The 16,703-nt window shown below is 42.2% G+C and carries 15 protein-coding genes and 1 tRNA gene; 10 read left to right on the forward strand and 6 right to left on the reverse strand.

Annotated features, from left to right (window positions below):
• Window positions 1–34: 34 nt before the first annotated feature.
• The 4 genes from E5355_RS07205 to E5355_RS07220 all read left to right on the forward strand — a co-directional run bounded on the left by E5355_RS07205 (window position 35) and on the right by E5355_RS07220 (window position 3,593).
• Complete coding sequence (locus E5355_RS07205; RefSeq protein ID WP_246866901.1) at window positions 35–1,753, forward strand: DUF4091 domain-containing protein; 1,719 nt, start codon at window positions 35–37, stop codon at window positions 1,751–1,753.
• Between the two features lie 103 nt (window positions 1,754–1,856).
• Complete coding sequence (locus E5355_RS07210) at window positions 1,857–2,030, forward strand: hypothetical protein (RefSeq protein ID WP_176469617.1); 174 nt, start codon at window positions 1,857–1,859, stop codon at window positions 2,028–2,030.
• A gap of 301 nt (window positions 2,031–2,331) precedes the next feature.
• Window positions 2,332–2,874, forward strand: a complete 543-nt coding sequence (locus tag E5355_RS07215) for a hypothetical protein (protein ID WP_136009777.1) — start codon at window positions 2,332–2,334, stop codon at window positions 2,872–2,874.
• Between the two features lie 509 nt (window positions 2,875–3,383).
• Window positions 3,384–3,593, forward strand: a complete 210-nt coding sequence (locus tag E5355_RS07220) for a winged helix-turn-helix domain-containing protein (protein ID WP_136009778.1) — start codon at window positions 3,384–3,386, stop codon at window positions 3,591–3,593.
• A 238-nt stretch (window positions 3,594–3,831) separates the two neighbouring features.
• Here E5355_RS07220 and E5355_RS07225 read toward each other — a convergent pair.
• From E5355_RS07225 to E5355_RS07235, 3 genes are all read right to left on the reverse strand, one after another.
• A tRNA-Lys gene (locus E5355_RS07225) sits at window positions 3,832–3,907 on the reverse strand.
• A 95-nt stretch (window positions 3,908–4,002) separates the two neighbouring features.
• Window positions 4,003–5,118: an AI-2E family transporter gene (locus E5355_RS07230; protein ID WP_136009779.1), complete on the reverse strand. Its 1,116-nt coding sequence runs from the start codon at window positions 5,116–5,118 to the stop codon at window positions 4,003–4,005.
• 23 nt (window positions 5,119–5,141) lie between these two features.
• The gene (locus tag E5355_RS07235; RefSeq protein WP_136009780.1) at window positions 5,142–5,747 is read right to left on the reverse strand and encodes a thymidine kinase; all 606 of its coding nucleotides are present in this window, start codon (window positions 5,745–5,747) and stop codon (window positions 5,142–5,144) included.
• Window positions 5,748–5,857: 110 nt separating this feature from the next.
• Here E5355_RS07235 and E5355_RS07240 point away from each other — a divergent pair, with 110 nt between their 5' ends.
• The 5 genes from E5355_RS07240 to E5355_RS07260 all read left to right on the forward strand — a co-directional run bounded on the left by E5355_RS07240 (window position 5,858) and on the right by E5355_RS07260 (window position 9,546).
• Window positions 5,858–6,442 (forward strand): hypothetical protein, encoded by a 585-nt coding sequence (locus E5355_RS07240; RefSeq protein WP_136009781.1) that lies wholly within the window; start codon window positions 5,858–5,860, stop codon window positions 6,440–6,442.
• A gap of 13 nt (window positions 6,443–6,455) precedes the next feature.
• On the forward strand, window positions 6,456–7,130 hold the full coding sequence (gene rsmI, locus E5355_RS07245; protein WP_136009782.1) for a 16S rRNA (cytidine(1402)-2'-O)-methyltransferase: 675 nt from the start codon (window positions 6,456–6,458) through the stop codon (window positions 7,128–7,130).
• Between the two features lie 34 nt (window positions 7,131–7,164).
• Window positions 7,165–8,043 carry a hypothetical protein gene (locus E5355_RS07250; RefSeq protein ID WP_136009783.1) on the forward strand — a complete coding sequence of 293 codons (879 nt, stop codon included), beginning with the start codon at window positions 7,165–7,167 and terminating at the stop codon, window positions 8,041–8,043.
• Window positions 8,044–8,129: 86 nt separating this feature from the next.
• Window positions 8,130–8,828 carry a YjjG family noncanonical pyrimidine nucleotidase gene (locus E5355_RS07255; protein ID WP_136009784.1) on the forward strand — a complete coding sequence of 233 codons (699 nt, stop codon included), beginning with the start codon at window positions 8,130–8,132 and terminating at the stop codon, window positions 8,826–8,828.
• A gap of 52 nt (window positions 8,829–8,880) precedes the next feature.
• On the forward strand, window positions 8,881–9,546 hold the full coding sequence (locus E5355_RS07260) for a MarC family protein (protein ID WP_136009785.1): 666 nt from the start codon (window positions 8,881–8,883) through the stop codon (window positions 9,544–9,546).
• 58 nt (window positions 9,547–9,604) lie between these two features.
• Here the strand turns inward: E5355_RS07260 and E5355_RS07265 are convergent, their stop codons facing one another.
• From E5355_RS07265 to E5355_RS07275, 3 genes are all read right to left on the reverse strand, one after another.
• Window positions 9,605–11,122, reverse strand: a complete 1,518-nt coding sequence (locus E5355_RS07265) for a RagB/SusD family nutrient uptake outer membrane protein (protein WP_136009786.1) — start codon at window positions 11,120–11,122, stop codon at window positions 9,605–9,607.
• A 17-nt stretch (window positions 11,123–11,139) separates the two neighbouring features.
• Window positions 11,140–13,959, reverse strand: coding sequence for a SusC/RagA family TonB-linked outer membrane protein (locus tag E5355_RS07270; protein ID WP_328515056.1), 2,820 nt, complete (start codon window positions 13,957–13,959; stop codon window positions 11,140–11,142).
• 844 nt (window positions 13,960–14,803) lie between these two features.
• Entirely contained in the window at window positions 14,804–15,994 is a 1,191-nt protein-coding gene (locus tag E5355_RS07275) for a site-specific integrase (RefSeq protein WP_136009788.1), read from the reverse strand.
• A 453-nt stretch (window positions 15,995–16,447) separates the two neighbouring features.
• Between E5355_RS07275 and E5355_RS07280 the strand changes: the two genes are divergently transcribed.
• The coding region (locus tag E5355_RS07280) for a carboxypeptidase-like regulatory domain-containing protein (RefSeq protein WP_136009789.1) at window positions 16,448–16,703 on the forward strand (256 nt) is incomplete at its 3' end.

The following is a 16,703-nucleotide window of genomic DNA, read 5'->3' on the forward strand; positions in this document are numbered from 1 at the left end:
TATGCAATATTTACTTTAAAAATAATTATATCCAATGAAAAAACATTTTCTTTCTTTTTGTACCTGCCTCTTCCTTTCGCTTTTGGCAGGTAATGTAATGGCACAGGATGTGACCGAACCAAGTGTTCCTCATGCCAATGACCCGGCATGGAACAAAACCTCTAAGAACCTACAGGCCGCCTGGGGAGACACCAATCTGCAAACCGACAAATTCATTTGTCCCATAAGCAGTAAACTCTCAAAGCACCTAATCCTGACCGCCTGGCGTGGCGAACGCCTACATGCCAAGTTCCTGGTATGGTCAGGAGAAGAAGAAGGCAGTCTGAGTTTTGAAGTGGAAGAGCAGGAAGGATGCCGCTGGACGGATGAACAGACCACCGGATTTTTGCGTTATGTGATGACCGACGAACTGAACAAGAATGGCGGAGGTTGCGGTTATCGTCCGGACAAGACTTTGTTTGATTCTGCCCTCGTTGCCGACCGCATAGAGCCTATACGCACGTTGCGCTATGAAGCGCGTACCGTACGTCCGGCGTGGATAACTTTTGACGTGCCACGTGATGCAGTTTCCGGTATTTACAAAGGTCGGATAAGAGTGGAATGCGAAGGCAAGGAATGCGGCGTGCTGCCGTTTACAATCCGGGTGATTGACCGCACAATGGCACTGCCTGAAGAGTGCAAATTCCATCTGGATTTGTGGCAAAATCCCTTTGCGGTGGCGCGTGTGGCAAACGTGCCTTTGTGGAGCCGAGAACACTTCGAAGCCATGCGTCCGCTTATGCAACGGCTGGCACGTGCTGGTCAGCGCGGCATCACCGCTTCCATTACCCATAAACCATGGAACGGACAGACTTACGACTATTTTGAGAACATGATTACCGAAATAAAGAAGGCAGACGGTACGTGGATGTACGACTTCACGGTATTCGACCGTTGGGTGGAATTCATGCAACAGTGTGGCGTAGGTCCTTACATCTACTGTTATTCCGTCATTCCCTGGAAACTCTCTTTCCGCTATTACGACCAGGCAACCAACTCCATAGTAGACAAGAAGATGAATGTCAACAAGCCCGAGTTCGATGACTATTGGGTGAACAAATTGTCAGCTTTTGCAACTCATCTGAAAGCGAAAGGCTGGTTCGGACATACTATCATTGCTATGGACGAACGTCCCAAAGAGAGTATGGAGGCAGCTTTGAGAGTCATCCGTAAGGCTGATCCGAACTACAAAATATCACTTGCCGGAAACTATCACGCTGAACTTGAAGGAGAACTGTTCGACCTCTGCATTGCCTACGACACCCAATATCCCGACGGAGTGGTGGACGCACGTCGCCAACAAGGAAAGATAACGACTTTTTACACCTGTTGCACGGAATCATGGCCTAATACCTTTACTTTCTCACAACCGGTAGAGGCATCCGCTTATGGTCCGATAGCCGCCGAACGTGGACTGGACGGCTACCTCCGCTGGGCATACAACAGCTGGGTGGAATCACCAGAAGTCGATACTCGTTTTCACACATGGGCGGCAGGCGATACCTACATCGTGTATCCTGACAACCAATCGTCTGTTCGTTTCGAAAAAATGGTGGAGGGGATACAGATGTTTGAGAAGATACAAGTGCTGAAGCAAAATCCCCGTTATGCCAAGAGCATTGAAAAGTTGTTAAAGCCTTTTGCTTACAAAAAGATTAATGCCGCCACTTTGGGTGAGGATATTAAAAGACTGAACGCTTTTCTTAACAAGTAAAAAGAAACCAAAGTGAATTTTTATTCAAATAATGATTCGCTATTCGAAATAGACAAGCCGTTGGTATATGCCGACTTTTATTTTCATCCAATTCAAACAAGTTATGAAGAAATACGCATTTTTATTCTTGTTGCTTAGCATGTTTTTCATCTTTATTGCACAATCCGGCAACAAATACCGTATTGAAATCAAAGATGGACAATTTGTTTATGACGAAGAGGCTGTCTGGGTTATTTCCGGAGAAATGCACTACACACATATTCCGCATCAATACTAGCGGCATTGTGTAAAGATGTTGAAAACCATGGGATTAAATGTTACGTATTTTGGATTTTGCATGAACTGGAGCCTGGAAATACGGACTGTCCGAAGGTGTGATTAACGGGCAAGTCCTTGTTTTTGTTAGTGCAGGTGTATCATGTGCTGAGGGTGTGTCAAAACCCTCTTTTTAACAAAATCACCCTTGCTACAGATATCTGTGACAGGGGTGATTTTCATATTTTTGGTGTTTTGACACATTCCCGGTCTTCGTTTGAACAAAATTTCTTTGTATTTTTGCAAAAAATATAGATGGGATAATGAAAGCACTGCTTGTAAAAATACTCCGCTGTTTGATGCTGATACTGGTTATTGTATTGACTGGTCTTGGATGTTATATCTATGAGAAAACTTTGGCTGCCTTATGGATACCTGTAGGGGTGGGGATTGTAGTAGCAGTCGTTACACTTCCTCTATCTAAGAAATGGGTATGGTTGACGACAGTGGAGGGCATGGGCATGAATATGTTGTGTCATGTGGTTTGTGTGGGCCTCATCGGGTATTCGCTTTTTCTTATGGGGAATTATCAGATGGCGGCTCCTGCTTCTACTCAAGAGGTGACGGTTACCGTACTTGAAAAGCTGATAAAAGAACAGGAAAAGAAACGTAAAGTAGGCAGGCACCGTTATGTGTCGGCTGGGGTGCGTAAAGAATATTTCTTAAAGGTAGCTTTCGAGAATGGAGCGATAGAGACTTTGCATGTTTCCACAGCCACATACAATAAAGCACGAAAAGGCAAACCGAAAGTCCTGACTTTGCAGAAAGGAGGTTTCGGATTGCCAGTGATAACGAAGGGGTTATAGTTTTCATCTCCTCCGTGTAAGACATCAGATGAGTAATCGAATGCTCTTCTTAAGGATTTTTGCGTACAAATTGTCTGTGAATCCAAATGGTGGCATCAGTCCTTTGAATTTCAATAATACATAATTGGAATCAGTCGGACTTTTGCTGAAGTGCGTAATGAACCAGTCTTGCTACATTCCGTGCTTATACTCCTGCGGGGTGGTCGGCTGTTAAGGTGTAGTTCAAAGACAGAAAAGTGGACGAAATGAAGAGCTATTATATAATAGTACCTTGATGATACCAGCATAATCGTTTCCGGATATAGTATAATGTGAATATTCCTTTCTATAAGGTGCTGATATTTATAAAGTTCTATATTTTTTGCAGATTTTAGGTATACGTAGTTCAAAGAATGTTATCTGAAATGAAAAGAATGGGCAATGTTTGTCATTGCTCTGTCTTTGTCTTATCTTTGAGTAGATAATATAGGATATCATTTTAAGAAAGGAACTAATAATAAGATAATAATATGAAGAATATTGAGAAGGCGACTAATAATATGAAAATGGTATATTCCATTCTGTGCAATCTTAAGAGGTGTACAATCTTTGAATTACAGAAACTGACGAAGTTCAGGGATGTGGATCTGTGTTTGGCCTTGGGGTATCTGCTGCAGAATAACCAGATTTATCAGAAGCGTATTGATAACATGGTTTACTACGGGGTCATCGCAAAATGAGAAGATATACAATAGTGCGCATATCTAACTATTATTTAATCAGTGTGTTAAAAGCCTATGTTTGAGTAATGAAAGCCTGATAAATTCAACCGGATTTTGCAGCTGACCCCATTTTCATTGTGATTCTGTATTGTGCTTTGAAGCATCGGTATGATTATAAACTTTCCAACCAACTCATTACGTAGCAGATACCTTTAAAAGAAAAAAGCAATTATCTATTTCAGATAATTGCTTTTTTTGGTGAACCGCTTGGGGCTCGAACCCAAGACCCCAACATTAAAAGTGTTGTGCTCTACCTGCTGAGCTAGCGATTCAGACCTTATTGCTGTTAAGCGGGTGCAAAGATAGCTACTTTTGTTTAAAGAAACAAATGTATTAAAGAAAAAAGTTTTGATGACGACTTTTATTTTTATTTTTCTTGTTGATTATCAGCTTGTTCAAACTTGCGAATTTTTTCTCTGTTTATGATGAAACGTTGATAGTAGGAGAGCATAAGGGTGGTAAGTGGGAGTGCTATAATCATGCCCAGCATTCCCATCAATGAACTCCAGATTGATAAAGAAAGTAGGATGATGGCAGGGTTCAGGCCCGTAATCTTCCCCATGACACGCGGTACGATGAATCCGTCTTGAATGACTTGTACTATTATGAATACCGCAAGGGCCGATGCGATGATAATCCAGAAGTTTCCTCCCGTATCCGCTGCTTTCAGTATGGCCAGCACGATGGTAGGTATAAAGCCGATAATTTGCAAATAAGGTACTAAGTTTAAAGCACCGATGAACAGGCCGAGCCCAATGGCCAGTGGGAAATCAATAATCAGAAAACCTATACTGAACAGAATACCGACACACAATGCCACGAACGCTTGTCCGCGGAAGTATCTGTTCATGCCGTCTTTTACATCGTTCATCACACTGACTACGAAAGGCCGGTATTTTTGCGGTACCAGGTGGGTCCATCCTTCGGCAATGCTTTCGTAATCCAGTAATATGAAGATTATATAGAGAAGAATGAGAAAGAAAGTAAAGAAGCTGAACAGTAGATTGACGGATTCTGACAGCAAGGACCAGAGCCGGGGAACGGTTTCCTTGATGGCGTTCAGCATATTCTCTTCCTTGAACAATTGGGTGACGAACTGGGTGTCTATGTTCTCACGAAGGAATTCGGAGAGTGTTCTGGGCACATTGCCGTCGTGGGTTCCGTTGGAAAAGTAGTCTATTACCAAATCTTTTACCCTGACGAATTCGTTCATCATGGGAGGCACAAGCAGATAGAATGCGGTTCCTCCTACAATCAGAATACTGAACAAGGCGCAGAAGATGGATATGACCCGGTTCTTGAGCCTTAATCCGTATTGGAAAAAGGTGACCAAGGGGTATATCAGATAGGAAATGAGCCATGCGATGAAGAATGGCAGCAATACGCCGCTTAGACGCTTGAAGAGCATAAGGATGCCGATAATGACGACACCGAGTATGACACCGCGAATAAAACTGTCGAATGTAATCTTTTTGCGTTCCATAATGCTCCGTTTTTTTGTATTCGTTAATGACCGTTTTCCTTTTGGTCGGCTTGGATGGCTTGCTGATAGCACTCCCGGCATAGGGGTTCATACTCTTCGGTTTCTCCCAGCAGTACTTGTTTGTCGTTCTTGACGGTACGGTGGGAGAACGAGGCGAGTTGACCGCATTTCACACAGATGGCATGTACTTTGGAAACTTCGTCTGCAATGGCACACAGTCCCGGCATAGGTCCGAATGGAATACCGCGGAAGTCCATGTCCAGTCCGGCTATAATGACGCGTATACCATTGTTGGCAAGCTGGTTGCATACATCAATCAGACCGCTGTCAAAGAACTGGGCTTCGTCAATGCCCACTACATCTATCTCTGAAGTGAAGAGCAGAATGCTGGCAGACGAGTCGATGGGAGTGGAGGCTATGGAATGACTGTCATGCGATACGACATCAGCTTCGGAATAACGGGTGTCTATGGCAGGCTTGAATATCTCTACGCGTTGTTTGGCAAATTTTGCCCGTTTCAGTCTCCTTATCAGCTCTTCGGTTTTGCCGGAGAACATGGAACCGCAAATGACCTCAATTCTTCCCCTGCGTTTGGTTTCCTGTATATGATCTTCTGAAAATAATACCATGTTTTCAAGTGTTATATTTAAGCACAAAAGTAACACTTTTGTTTGCTTTCCGATATTTTTTCATTATTTATTTCTACATTTGTAGCGTTAACACGGACTGTGTAAAGGATATGCAAACCCTATTAAACGACATAGAATTAGATATTCAGGAATTGAAATGTTTGATGCAGGCCATTTCAAGTGATGCCAATCCGACATTGAGGATTGTGGCAAGACGGAATATCCAGCAGATGAAGGCACGCTTGGAGGCGTTGCAAGAACTGCTTGAGGAGGCGCCAACGGTTGTTGTGCCGCCCTTAGAGGAACTCCCTGCTGTTACTACTCCTTTGGCCGAATCGGCTTCTCCGGTTGAACCGGTAGTCCCTGATACAATGAAGATGGTATGTGAGGAACCGGCAACAGTTCATACGGCTGAAGCGCTCCAGACTGTTGCAACTTCGGTGTCTCCTATTTTGGCGGAACGCATCAAGCCTTCCAAGGACTTGCGGCATGCTATCAGCCTGAACGATTCGTTCCGTTTTGTCCGCGAACTGTTCGCAGGCGATACTGCACGGATGAATGAAGTGGTACGCCGTTTGGGTGAGGCTCCTTCTTTGGACAAGGCTATGGATATTTTTGCTTCGGAAGTGCACCCGGATGAAGAAAATGAAGCCGCCGTCGATTTTATGGAACTCCTCAAAAAATATTTCAGCTAAACAACCGATAAGTATGGGAAAACTTTATGTAGTGCCTACTCCGGTAGGAAATTTGGAAGACATGACATTCCGTGCTATCCGGATTCTGAAGGAAGTGGATTTGATACTTGCCGAGGATACACGTACCTCCGGCATATTGCTGAAACACTTTGAAATAAAGAATGTGATGCAATCTCACCATAAATTTAATGAACATAAAACGGTTGAAAGTGTTGTTAATAGAATAAAGGGGGGAGAAACTGTAGCTTTGATTTCGGATGCAGGTACGCCGGGTATATCCGACCCAGGCTTTCTGGTGGTCAGAGAGTGTGTGCGTAATGGTATCGAAGTGCAATGCCTGCCGGGAGCGACAGCTTTTGTGCCGGCATTGGTGGCTTCCGGATTGCCGAATGAGAGGTTCTGTTTTGAAGGTTTCCTTCCACAGAAGAAAGGAAGGATGACCCGCCTGAAGGCATTGGCCGAGGAGCGTCGTACCATGGTGTTCTATGAGTCTCCCCACAGATTGGTAAAAGCTTTGACGCAGTTTACCGAACATTTCGGTGCCGAACGTCAGGCATCTGTTTCGCGGGAAATTTCAAAGGTGCACGAAGAAACGGTGCGTGGAACGCTTACAGAATTAATAGAACATTTCACAGCGAATGAACCGCGTGGTGAAATTGTGATTGTAATAGCAGGAATAGACGATTAAATAACTTCATTAACCAAACGTAAAACGAAAGCGTATGAAAAAGTTAGCAGTTTTAATTGTATGCGCGGCTGTAATGGCTTCGTGTGACAGCTTCTCTGGTGGCAATAAGAATCAGTTGAAAGCTGAAAATGATTCTTTATTGATGGAACTGACTCAGCGTAATGCTGAATTGGACGAGATGATGGGCACTTTCAATGATATTTCAGAGGGATTCCGCCAGATTAATGCAGCGGAGAGCCGTGTGGATTTGCAACGTGGCGCCGTGGCAGAAGGTTCTTTGAATGCCAAGCAGCAGATTGCGTCGGACATTGAGTTTATCCGTAAACAGATGGAAGAGAATAAGGAGCAGATTGCCAAACTGCAGTCCATGTTGAAGAACAGTAAGAATAACTCTGCCCAGTTAAAGAGAGCCGTAGAATCCCTGACTCAGGAGTTGGTGGCAAAGACCCAGCGTATTGAGGAATTGCAGGCTGAATTGGCTTCCAAGAATATCCGTATTCAGGAACTGGATGCTGCTGTGACCGGTTTGTCTACTGAGAAGGAGGAATTGACTGCCGAAAATGAGGCGAAGGCTCAAACCGTTGCCGAGCAAGATAAGGCACTTAATACAGCTTGGTTTGTGTTTGGTACAAAGAAGGAGTTGAAAAATCAGAAGATATTGACAAACACCGGACTTTTCAAAAAAGGTCAGGTGCTGAAGGATTCTGATATCAATAAGGATTACTTTACACAAGTGGATATCCGTACGACAAAAGAGATTAAACTATACTCTAAAGATGCTGATATCTTGACTACTCATCCTGCTGGCTCTTATGTGTTGGAGAAAGATGATAAAGGACAGCTGACTTTGAAGATTACAAATCCGAAAGACTTCTGGAGTGTGTCCAAGTATCTGGTAATCCAAGTAAAATAACACTGTTATAGACTGATACAGAACGGACGCAGGTTATTGGAATTGATAATCTGCGTCTATTTCTATATATCCCTCTCCTTTAAATTATGGCATCCCAATATAAGAACCTGTTTTTTGACCTGGACGACACGCTTTGGGCATTTTCCCTTAATGCACGCGATACATTTGAAGAGATGTATCATAAGTATGATTATGACCGTTTCTTCCGCTCTTTCCAGCATTTCTATACTCTTTATCAGCATCGTAATGTAGAGCTGTGGGAAGAATACGGCAGAGGCCAGGTCAGTAAGGAAGAGTTGAACCGCCAGCGTTTTCTATATCCTCTGGAGGCAGTAGGGGCGGGGGATGTTGCTTTGGCCGAGGCTTTTTCTGGTGATTTCTTTTCGGTAATTCCCACAAAAAGTCGGCTGATGCCGCATGCGTATGAGGTACTGGAATATTTGGCAGGGAAATATAACCTCTATATCCTTTCCAACGGCTTCCAGGAGCTGCAATGTCATAAGATGCGTTCGGCAGGCATTGACCACTTTTTTAAGAAGATTGTTCTCTCTGATGACATCGGTATCTTGAAGCCCTGGCCCGAAATTTTTCATTTTGCCCTTTCTGCCACGCAATCTGAGGTACATGATTCTTTGATGATAGGCGATAGTTGGGAGAATGATGTGGCAGGAGCCAAAGGAGTGGGTATGCACCAAGTGTTTTATAATGTAACCGGAAAGGAAGAACTGCCTTTTTTGCCGACTTATCATATCAGTAATCTGAAAGAATTGATGCAGATTCTGTGACATTGAAATTTTTAGTTGTACTTTTGTCTGCAGAAACGTATATTATACAGCTATGGACACAATCTTACCTTTCACTCTACTTTGTTTTACCTCCTTCTTTACGTTGACAAATCCTCTCGGCACCATGCCGGTGTTTTTGACCATGACGCATGGAATGACAGACCGTGAACGGCAGTCGGTAGTATCGCGCGCCACTCTGGTTGCCTTTATTACGATTATGGTTTTTACGTTTGCAGGGCAGTTTCTCTTTAAGTTCTTCGGTATCTCTACCAATGGTTTCCGTATTGCCGGTGGAGTTATTATCTTTAAGATTGGCTTCGATATGCTGCAAGCCCGTTATACCCCAATGAAACTGAAAGATGAGGAAATCAAGACTTATGCCGATGATATTTCCATTACTCCTCTTGGAATTCCGATGCTTTGTGGTCCCGGTGCTATAGCCAATGCCATTGTACTGATGCAGGATGCCCATACCATTCAGATGAAAGGAGTTCTTATAGGAATGATTGCCTTTATTTATCTGATTACCTTTTTTATATTGCGTGCTTCCACGCGGTTGGTCACAATCCTGGGTGAGACGGGAAACAATGTGATGATGCGTCTGATGGGACTTATTCTGATGGTTATTGCCGTTGAGTGTTTTGTCAGCGGAGTGAAACCGATATTGGTGGATATATTGAAAGAAGGAGGCATACCATCACTGGCACACCTCCTCTAAACACTTTATTTATAAAAACACATTGGGAGAATTCCCAAGTTCTTTAGGCTACTATTGATTAATAGCCTGGATTTTGTTCTATGTTCGGATTGGCATTGATTTCACCAACGGGAATTAACGGGAGCGCTTTCTTGGAGTCGCGGTTGAATGTACGTGCTTCTTCGCTCAATACGTCATGCCATCCTCTGTCATTAACGTCCGTGTAGCGTGTAACGGTTTCACCTCGGCGCATAACATCGAAGTAGCGCTGTCCTTCACCTACAAGTTCCTTGCGGCGCTCAATGTAGATGCGGTCTAATGTGATGTTTCCGCTGGTTACTTGTTTGCTTTCATCCGTTGTGCGGTTGGATATGATATCGTTCAGCAGGTTGGCAGCCTTGTTCTTGTTTCCGGCTTGGAAAGCTGCTTCTGCTGCTGACAAGTAAACTTCTGACAAGCGCAGCAACGGGACATTGGAGTAACGTACATCTCCGTTTACAGCAGGCATTTTGTTGATGTAAACTTTGCGTTTGTCAAATCCTCCTGCTGCCGCTGCCAGTAATATGTCGTTACGGATGTCTGCCGGGTCGGATGTAAGCATGTCAGAGAAGTCTTTTGTGACAATTACATCTCCATATCCGGGAGAAGCGCCAGCCTTGTCTGCATATAAGTAGGCAATACCTTCACGGTCTGTCCAGTCAGTATTGTTGTTGATGGAAATCTCGAACATGATTTCTTTTGAATGATTGGCATCACTTTTGCTCCATGCAGCAACATATTCGGACGGTTCCCAAAGTTTGTAAGACGAGTTTGATATGATGTTTTCAGCTACGGATAAAGCCTTGCTCCATTCGCCTTTTGTCATATATACACGTACCTGCAAGGCTTTGGCAGCCCAAAGGTTGACATAGCCCACTTCATTGGTTTTGGGCAGTGCATTTGAATTGATTGCATCTGTCAAATCCTTCTCAATAGCCTCATAACATTGAGCTACTGTGCTGCGGCTTGGCTTTTCTGTCGATTCCAGTGGGGAGGTAGCGATGGGCACACCGAGTGAGCTACCTTGATCTACCGTATAAGGTTTACCGTAAATGCGTGTAAGGTCAAACAGTGCCATGGCACGCAGAACTTTTGCTTCTGCATCATATTGGTCAATAGTGGCTTTTGCCTCTGCCGCATCGGTCAGGTTGCCACTTTCTGCTGCTTGAATCAGACGGTTGGCGCGTGCAATGACTACATAAGGCATCTGCCATACAGCTGTTGAGGTGGTGAAATTGTCGGCAGTTGTATATTCCATATAGTAGTAGAAGTTTGCTCTTCCACTTCCACCGTTATATTCATATTGGATATCTTCCCCTCTCATGTCACCGTATACGAACATGAGGCGTCCATAATAATTAATCAGGCTACTGTTACCTTTAACGGCAGCATAAAGTCCCGTCCGCACATTGGCCAGATCATCGCTGTTCTTGATTGCGGTTTCAGCATCTATTCCGTCTGCGGGTGACTGATCCAGCCAACTGTTGAGGCATGATGAAGTGCTGACTGCCATAGCTGCGCAAAGCGTTGCTGTGTATAATGTCTTTAATATTTTCATTTTCGTATCTTTATTAGTTAGAAATTCAATTCTATTCCGAATGTATATGTTCTCAATGCCGGAGTCTCAAAAGTGCATAGTCCGTCTACACGCATTTCCGGATCTACAAATAGGTCTTTGGACTTCCATGTAAGCAGGTTGGAACCAGAGAAGTAGATTCTGGCCTTGCTAAGTCCAAGCTTGCTGATGTAGTTTTGCGGAATGCTTACACCTAATGTGAGGTTCTTCAGACGTAGATAATCAGTAGGCATCAGCCAGCGTGAAGACAGTGAAGCTGCGCTTCCATATTCAAATTTAGGCAATGTGGCATTTGTATCGCCCGGTCCGGTCCACATCTTTGAGATGTCATAGTATGTTGGTACGGCACCACCATATAAATATGAACCGCCATTGGAGTGCTGCCAAGTGGAGTAGTCAAAAGCATCACCACCCAATGAATAAGTGAAAGTGAAGCCTAAGTCTATAAACTTCCATTTGAGGTTGTTGGTAAGACCGCCTTCTATACTAGCCTGATGCTTGCCTACAATAGTTTTGTTGGCTTCAGAGATATTTGTAGTTGTTTTGCGGGCATTCTCTGTTCCGTCATTCAGGTAGAACATTTCTTTACCGGTCTCAGCGTCGACTCCGGCGTATTCATAAACGTAGTATGAATAGTAAGGCTCGCCTACACGGTGAATCAGTGGTCCTGATACGATTTCATTCTGCTGGCCATCTAATTGGGTCAGTTTGTTGCTGTTATGTGCCATGTTCAGAGAAGTGGTCCACGTGAAATCCTTGTTTCTGAAATTGGTTGATGTAATGGTCAACTCAAAACCGGAGTTCTTCAGTGAACCGATGTTTTGCGGAGTGGTATACCCATAACTGCTATCATAATATCCGCCAACTTGTGATACGGGAAGGTCGTATATGAGGTCACTGGTTTTGCGTTGATAGTAGTCGAATGTTACAGAGATACGGTCAATGAATGAAAGGTCGAGACCGATATTCCATGTTTTGTTCTTTTCCCATTTCAAGTCCGGATTTGCAATTCCGACGATTGACATTCCTGACTGTCCATTGTATATGATCCCATATTTATAGAGATTCATATAAGCATAATAATCTGATGGTTGCGTTCCGTTTACACCGTATGACACACGTAGCTTTCCATCTGTCAATACACTTTTGACGGGATTCAGGAAACTTTCGTCTATGAATCTCCATGCTCCGGAAACTGACCAGAAACTTCCCCACCGGTTTTCTCTAGCCAAACGTGAACTTCCGTCGGTACGATAACTGAAACCGAGATAATATCTGTCTGCATAGTTGTAATTGGCACGTCCGAGGAACGAAGTCATGCGATAGCTCTGCCTGTTGGTTTCGGCACTTGTCGAACCGGCATTTGTCAATTCGTACAAATCACCCGGATAGTCTTGGCCTGCCATGTAGTTGAAAGCATATTCCGTATCTTGTGTTTCAAAACCAAGCAGGGCATCAATATTATGCAGACCGAAAGAGTTGATGTAAGAAAGTTGAGTTTGTGTATTCAACTGGTCATTACGATTGACAATACGCTGCATAACACCGCCTGGGGCACCGTTGTTTGAGTGTCGATCCCAAAGAACATCATTGGTACCTTGTGCGTAATCATAAGCAATCTTTTCACTTAAATTCAACTTATCCCAAATATTATAAGTCAACTTGATTGTATTGAATGCCTTCATTAGGGTATAAACGTCGGAACTGTGTTCTCTTTCATACAAAGGATTGACTCCAAATACACCGCAACCATTGTTTAATGTGCCGTCTTCATTATAAGGAGTTGATGAGGGATTTTGGAAGAATGCGTAATTGGCCACAGGTCCATCATAGGAGGTAGCTTCATTGGTTTTGTTTTGTCTTACTTTTGAGAATTGGCTTGTAACCTGAACTTCAAAGTCTCCAAACTTATGAGTGAGGTTTGCATTACCAGTGAAACGTTCCAGACCTTGTTTGTAAATGATACCTTCCTGATTGGTATAAGCTACTGAGGTGTAGAACTTGGTACGGTCGTTACCGCCAGATACGCTCAGCTGGTAGTTCTGATGAGAACCGTTACGGAAAAGCAGGTCTTTCCAATCCGTCCATCCGGTCGAGGGTTTTGAAGCAAAATCCTCGATGTTTTGGTCTGCAAAAGTTGCGGCATCTGCGTCAGACATGTTTCCGGTGTATAACCCATAATTCTTGAGACCGGTCCATAAGAGTTCACGGCGCGAGTCACCGTCGAGCATAGGACGATAATCTATTGCCATGTTTGAGAAACCCCAGTCAGAGCGGAAACTTACATTTGTTTTGCCTTGTTTTCCGCTTTTCGTCGTAATGACCACAACACCGTTGGCAGCACGCGAGCCGTAAAGAGAGGCCGCCGCCGCATCTTTGATAACTGTGATAGACTCGATGTCATTGGTATTGAGTGAAGACAAAATATCAGTTCCTGCATCACTATAAGTGAACTCGGATAAGTCTCCACTTGTGACCGGTGTTCCGTCAATAACATAAAGCGGATTGTTTTCGGCATTGATGGAACCCATACCACGTACACGGATACTGCTTACAGAACCAGGATTACTTGAACTTGAGCCAAAAGTAACACCAGCGACATTACCAGAAAGTTTGTCGGCAACAGAAAGAACAGGTACATCTTCCAAGGTGGAAGTGTTTACGGTAGAAGCAGCTCCAGTAAATGATGCTTTTTTAAATGTACCGTAACCGGTAACCACAACCTCTTCAAGCAGCTCAGAATCGGATTTCAAAATTACCTTTACATGAGGTTTAATCGTTACTTCTTGGGTTTGCATACCAACAAACGAAATCACCAGAGTTTTCGCGGAACTATAATATTTTTATTTTATTAGTAATCAGTCAATTATGCTATATAGTAGAAATAGCTATAGCGAAATTCTCTTTCTTACAAGGTATATGTATAGGGATACAATGCATAAAACCTTACTGTAGTGATACTATTTGTAGGATTAACAACCAGATTATCAAATGCATATCATGAAGTTAATACTCTGCATAAAGATTTTAAATGATTCTTCTTATATGAAGAATATCTTTTGTCAACATCTGTCATCCTAGTTGCTTTCAATGAAGCATTTACTCTACATTGTCATTTTATCAGCGAAAGTACTAAAGTCTATGTAAAAGAATATTTCAATAGCTTCAAAGAAAAGTAAACTCAAAACTTTGTGATTAGCCAAACAATCAAGACAATTGTTGTTTCTTCATAACAGTTTTTATCACATTTCCACCTGCTCCTTGCATCCCTCTATTCATCGGCATTACAAACGCTGTGGAAGCAATGCAAAAGTGTGGAAGCAAAATTTGCTTCCACACCTCTAATCAGCCTTAAATATTGATAGTACATCAATGTCAATCTTCTATTTATGTAACACTATAGCTGTTTGATTCTCAGTAGCTTTTTACTGCAAGATTTTGCAAACCTATTGCAGCGATACTGCAAAGCTGTTGCAGTGGTACTGCAAACTAATATGCAGTGCGGCTGCAAGCAATATGCAGTGATGCTGCAAACAGTTTGCAGTAGTACTGCAAAACGTATGCAGCAAGTTTGCAGCTAGCCGGCTGAAACAGAATAGTGAATGGACAGACTTTAAAGGAGAAGTATATGACTAATGATATGAAAGTATAGTATCGACCATGCTAAGTTCGTGTTTTTTTAGGTAAAGGCGTGAATGCATGGTTCTTTTCTAAATCATGTACTATAGTCATATCCATTACATTTGTATACACTTGTGTGGTTTTAACGCTTTTATGCCCCAATAATTTTTGCACCGTTGTAATGTTTACTCCATTATAAATCAATAGAGTAGCATTAGTATGGCGGGCGGTGTGAAATGAAATCTTTTTTGACAAACCGGCTAGGCGGGAAATCACAATTAAATCCTTGTTCACATTAGAGTTGTCCCTTAAATGAAAGAAACTTTGTAAGTCATCCCGATATTTGTCTAGAATAGCAAGTCCTTTCCCTTCGAATAAGAGATAAAGTGGCAACCTTACTTCTGTACTTGTCTTTATGGATTTATAAACCAGCCAGGGTTCTTGACGAATCTCCATGATGTTATCAGGTGATAAACTGGTAAAATCAGAATATCTCATTCCTGCATAACAACAAAACAAGAATGCATCTAAAGTTTTCTGCAATTTTGTGTATCTGCCAGCCAAGCTTAATTTCTCCAACTTCTCCAACTCTTCAGGAGACAAGTGTGTATGCTTGTTTTCTATAGTTTTAATCTTGTACTTTCGAAAAGCGTATTTTTGTATCTCCATATAATCCTTGTTGATGGCGACATTTATATGTCGCTTCAGATGCTTCATGTGCTTGGCTATCGTATTTGTATGATAACCTCTTGTTTGCAAGAAATATTCAAAGGAGGATATGAATTCGAATGTCAAATCAGAAAAGGTCACATCCTTTTTGAACTGTTGTAATAATGAAAGAGTGGAGAGATGATTTCGTTTTGTACTTTCTTTTAGAGTAGAGTTTACTATCTCTTGCCTAAAAAAAGGAATAAAAGAGGTTTTGCTCTCGCTTGTACTCAAAACATCCTTTAGTAACTCTAGTGAAATACGCCTTCCTTGCTGCCACAATTCCAACTCTTTTTTTTCTATCATAGCCATAAACTCATATATCAATCTATTCAGCGCATCTGCATTGGGATGATTCTTCACGACAAGCTTTTTATTGTCCCACTGTTCCGGCTTTAGATAGACTTTGGTTGAGAAGTACTTTTTCTTTCTGTCCAAATAAGCTTCCACTTGTACTAATGCCATTCCTTTTTTATTCAGGCTTTTTTTTCTGTTGCACACTAAATTGTAAATAATCTTGCTCATTTTACTTGATTTAAATTAATACCAATGACAAATAAGACGATATTCTGTACTCTATGAGGTTAGAATAAGAATTAATATCTCTAAAAAGTGTCTTTTTGTGTTTAGCTATTAATCGGTATTTAGCCTCCGGAAACTCTCAATTTGTTTCAAAGTCAGGTCTATTCTCTGTTTTAGCGGCTTGTTTATTAACCATTTTGTTTTAAAACATGTGTATTCCTTGGGAAAATCACCCTAAAAGAGGAAATCATAGTGATAGTAAACATAAGCTAGTTTAGGTTTTTTAAGTATGAAAAATCTGTTATTAAGCATAAAGTAACATGTTTAATTAACAAATTGATAGATTTACAAGGTTTTTTCAATAAAATAGTTGTTCGTTTCAGTTTTATTAATATATTTGCACTTTGTTAGAGTAAAGAAACAATTAATGTAAAGTTAAACTTTAAGAGAGAATTTATGAAAAGAAAATTAATGCTGTTATTGGCCTGTCTTTTTGTCGGAATAGGCCTAGTAACTGCCCAAACCCAGAAGGTTACAGGTGTTGTAATTTCTGAAGAAGACGGGCAGCCAGTTATTGGAGCCTCTGTATTGGTAAAAGGTACACAAATTGGTGCCATTACCGGTGTAGATGGTGATTTTACATTACCAAACGTACCAAGTTCCGCGAAAACTCTGGTAATTTCGTATATTGGTATGCAGACGCAGGAGGTGG

The organism is Bacteroides muris (ex Afrizal et al. 2022), from assembly GCF_004793475.1.
Classification (GTDB): domain Bacteria; phylum Bacteroidota; class Bacteroidia; order Bacteroidales; family Bacteroidaceae; genus Bacteroides; species Bacteroides muris.